The following is a 3289-nucleotide window of genomic DNA, read 5'->3' on the forward strand; positions in this document are numbered from 1 at the left end:
TTTGGTTATTTATTGGAGGTATACCCAAGTCTGGCTGAAGGGATCGGTCTTGAAAACCGACAGGCGGCGAGAGTCGCGCGGGGGTTCGAATCCCTCTACCTCCTCCATTTTATAATAATTAAAATGGAATGATTGGATAGTTAATAAAAACTATTAGATGTACAAAGATAACTAAAAGATATAATTAATATTTATTTCATGGAGGTATACCCAAGTTCGGCTGAAGGGATCGGTCTTGAAAACCGACAGGCGGCGAGAGTCGCGCGGGGGTTCGAATCCCTCTACCTCCTCCATTTTTTAAAATAATATAATACCGTCGCGGGGTGGAGCAGTTCGGTAGCTCGTCGGGCTCATAACCCGAAGGTCGCAGGTTCAAATCCTGTCCCCGCAACCAAATGGTCCCGTGGTGTAGTGGTTAACATGCCTGCCTGTCACGCAGGAGATCGCCGGTTCGACCCCGGTCGGGACCGCCATTTATATAAAGGCTCGGTAGCTCAGTCGGTAGAGCAGAGGACTGAAAATCCTCGTGTCGGCGGTTCGATTCCGTCCCGAGCCATATTTTTTTTTGACAAGCCGGCTTAGCTCAATTGGTAGAGCAACTGACTTGTAATCAGTAGGTTGGGGGTTCAAGTCCTCTAGCCGGCACCACTTAGGGGCATAGTTTAAAGGTAGAACAGAGGTCTCCAAAACCTCCAGTGTGGGTTCGATTCCTACTGCCCCTGTAAGAAATATGGGCCTATAGCTCAGCTGGTTAGAGCGCACGCCTGATAAGCGTGAGGTCGATGGTTCGAGTCCATTTAGGCCCACCATATTCCGCAGTAGCTCAGTGGTAGAGCTATCGGCTGTTAACCGATCGGTCGTAGGTTCGAGTCCTACCTGCGGAGCCATGGCCCGTTGGTCAAGCGGTTAAGACACCGCCCTTTCACGGCGGTAACACGGGTTCGAATCCCGTACGGGTCATAAAAAAGAGTCAGCAATTAGCTGGCTCTTTTTTTCTTATGAAAAATATAATGTGAAGTTACGTTCTTTTCTAATATACGATATCGTCAATCCAAAATCCCTCTATTTATTATGAAATAAATAGAGGGATTTTGGAAAAACTATAGTATGTATAAAAAGGAGGGAATAGAGCTACATGACAACAGTTAGAGAATTTATGAGTACCGATATTGTGCAATGTACACCGCTAGATAATGTATATGAAGCTGCTGTGAAAATGAAAGAAGAGGCCATTGGGATGATTCCAATTGTAGAGAATAATCAAGTGGTTGGTCTTGTCACAGATCGTGATTTAGTTGTTCGTGGAATTGCTGAGAAACATCCTGGGTCTAATAAAATTACAAATGTCATGACAACAGAAATTGTTTCCGTATCTCCTGATGACCCTATTGAAAATGCTACAGAGTTAATGGCACAGCATCAAATCAGGAGACTACCTGTAGTTGAGAATGGAGAGCTTGTTGGGATGTTAGCGCTAGGTGATTTAGCAATAGCAGAGAAAGCTGATGATCAAGCTGGATTTGCTTTAAGTGAGATTTCCGAGCATACAGAATAACGAATAGATGCAGATTATTTTCAGGCTACAACATACAGTGTATTTAGGTGCTAGAGAATAGGTAAGAGTGGATACGTTTTATTCCGCATTAACGGGCAGTAAGCCCCCCACCTCAAGGTTCAGAGTGAAGCAAGGAAGATAGGTGAGGGATAACTGCCTGTAAAAGCCCGATTGGTGAGGACTTTCCATCAGTGGTGGATGAAGAAAATCCCTACTGATGGAAGTTTCACTTTATTAATACTGCAAGCAAAATTATATTGTTATTAAAACGTATCCAAAATGTTAGGCATAGATGTATATAAGGTGTAAAGATGCTTAACTAAGTATATATGAAGAATAATATATGCTAATTTCATTTGAAATTTTGGTTAAAAATTCCTATTGCTAATTTTTGTTATGTTAAAAATGATATAATAATAAATATAAGTTTTATAATTTATTTTGAATATATTAATATTTATAATATTATGTTTATCTACTAAGCTATCAAAGATTTTATATATAAATAGAAATGGAGGGGAAATGACATGAGGGATGTACAAAGTAATCCAAATTGGAATTTGGTTACAGATGTTTATGTAGAACCAAATAATTTTGCGGATTTATTTTCTTTACTTGTACCAAATCATCCAAAAGGCGAAGGAAAAGAACGGACAATTTTAGCTTGGAAAGAAAAAGAATTTTATAAACAAGAAAACTTGGCTCCGTTTATTTTATATGGAATGAATAAGGTGCAGGACTTGCCGCAGTTCCATAAGGATGAAATACCAACTTTAATTCGTATTGTTCGTTTATGCCAGAAAATCGGTTGGTATAAGGAAGCGTATACATTTATGGTGAATCAAAGATTAGATGAATTTGTACATACATCTATGGAATATGAAACGTGGGATATTTTAACTCAAGTTGTGGCTTGGAACTACTTAATTGTAAAATATCGAATTGGTAAATTGGAAAATGATGATGTAATGATATGGGAAAGAATTAAATTTAATACAGAGTGTATTGAAAAATGTGAGAAGCTATTATCTCATAAGGAAGTAATGGAACTTACATTCTTTTATATTTGCAAACAGGCAAAATTATTGTCCAAAGAACAATTAGATCAAGAGATGATGAACTTAGCAATATACTGCAATACATACGTTTATGACTTATACATATATGACTTATTAAAAAAATATCGTAAGTGTACGGATTTTTTAACATATTATGGACCAAGTCGTTCTGTTGTTGCATGTCAAAGGGCTGTAATTTCTCAAATTTCTGATCGCCTTAATCCATTAAAAACCACGCATGTGGATGATTATCTTTATGTAATGAAAGAAATGATGGAGCACATGTCGTTTGAATTTATGAATCGATATGAGCATTTCATTGGAAAACTATTATCATATGTACCATTTTTTGAAATGATTCAAGTTCCGCAACATGCATATTATTGTGAAGAGTTGATGTATGTTTGTAAAGGAATTGAACATAAGGAAGAACTTTTGCGGAATTATATATTTATACAATTACATGATTGTTTACCGTCATTTATCAAACAATTTCTAAAGAATAAACGTTATGCAACGATTCATGATATTTTATTTTACTGGTGTGATGATGAACAACGAGTGGGATTAGAGAAGAAATATAATTTAAGTTTTATTTATGAACGATATGCGTGTGGGTAAAGAAAAGTTTTGTGCTTTCCCTTGTTCACTCTCTATAATGTATAAATAAAAANAG

At 37.2% G+C, this 3289-nt stretch carries 2 protein-coding genes and 10 tRNA genes; all 12 read left to right on the forward strand.

Annotated features, from left to right (window positions below; translation table 11 throughout):
- Positions 1–14 precede the first annotated feature (14 nt).
- Positions 15–107, forward strand: a tRNA-Ser gene (locus BPMYX0001_RS03235).
- Between the two features lie 93 nt (positions 108–200).
- Positions 201–293, forward strand: a tRNA-Ser gene (locus BPMYX0001_RS03240).
- A gap of 24 nt (positions 294–317) precedes the next feature.
- Positions 318–394 (forward strand) — tRNA-Met (locus BPMYX0001_RS03245).
- A 3-nt stretch (positions 395–397) separates the two neighbouring features.
- A tRNA-Asp gene (locus tag BPMYX0001_RS03250) sits at positions 398–473 on the forward strand.
- 10 nt (positions 474–483) lie between these two features.
- Positions 484–556: transfer RNA gene (locus BPMYX0001_RS03255), tRNA-Phe, on the forward strand.
- A gap of 16 nt (positions 557–572) precedes the next feature.
- A tRNA-Thr gene (locus tag BPMYX0001_RS03260) sits at positions 573–648 on the forward strand.
- A 3-nt stretch (positions 649–651) separates the two neighbouring features.
- Positions 652–722 (forward strand) — tRNA-Trp (locus BPMYX0001_RS03265).
- A gap of 10 nt (positions 723–732) precedes the next feature.
- A tRNA-Ile gene (locus BPMYX0001_RS03270) sits at positions 733–809 on the forward strand.
- Between the two features lie 3 nt (positions 810–812).
- Positions 813–887 (forward strand) — tRNA-Asn (locus BPMYX0001_RS03275).
- Position 888: 1 nt separating this feature from the next.
- Positions 889–960, forward strand: a tRNA-Glu gene (locus tag BPMYX0001_RS03280).
- A 175-nt stretch (positions 961–1135) separates the two neighbouring features.
- Complete coding sequence (locus tag BPMYX0001_RS03285; protein ID WP_006093581.1) at positions 1136–1555, forward strand: CBS domain-containing protein; 420 nt, start codon at positions 1136–1138, stop codon at positions 1553–1555.
- Between the two features lie 527 nt (positions 1556–2082).
- Positions 2083–3234 (forward strand): DUF3965 domain-containing protein, encoded by a 1152-nt coding sequence (locus tag BPMYX0001_RS03290; RefSeq protein ID WP_006093582.1) that lies wholly within the window; start codon positions 2083–2085, stop codon positions 3232–3234.
- The last annotated feature ends 55 nt before the right edge of the window (positions 3235–3289 follow it).

The sequence above is a fragment of the Bacillus pseudomycoides DSM 12442 genome (assembly GCF_000161455.1).
Classification (GTDB): Bacteria; Bacillota; Bacilli; order Bacillales; family Bacillaceae_G; genus Bacillus_A; species Bacillus_A pseudomycoides.

What these genes read in the sequence shown, in the direction of transcription:
- BPMYX0001_RS03290 (WP_006093582.1), top strand. Translation starts at nt 2,083, where the DNA reads ATGAGGGATGTACAAAGTAATCCAAATTGGAATTTGGTTACAGATGTT.
- BPMYX0001_RS03285 (WP_006093581.1), top strand. Translation starts at nt 1,136, where the DNA reads ATGACAACAGTTAGAGAATTTATGAGTACCGATATTGTGCAATGTACA.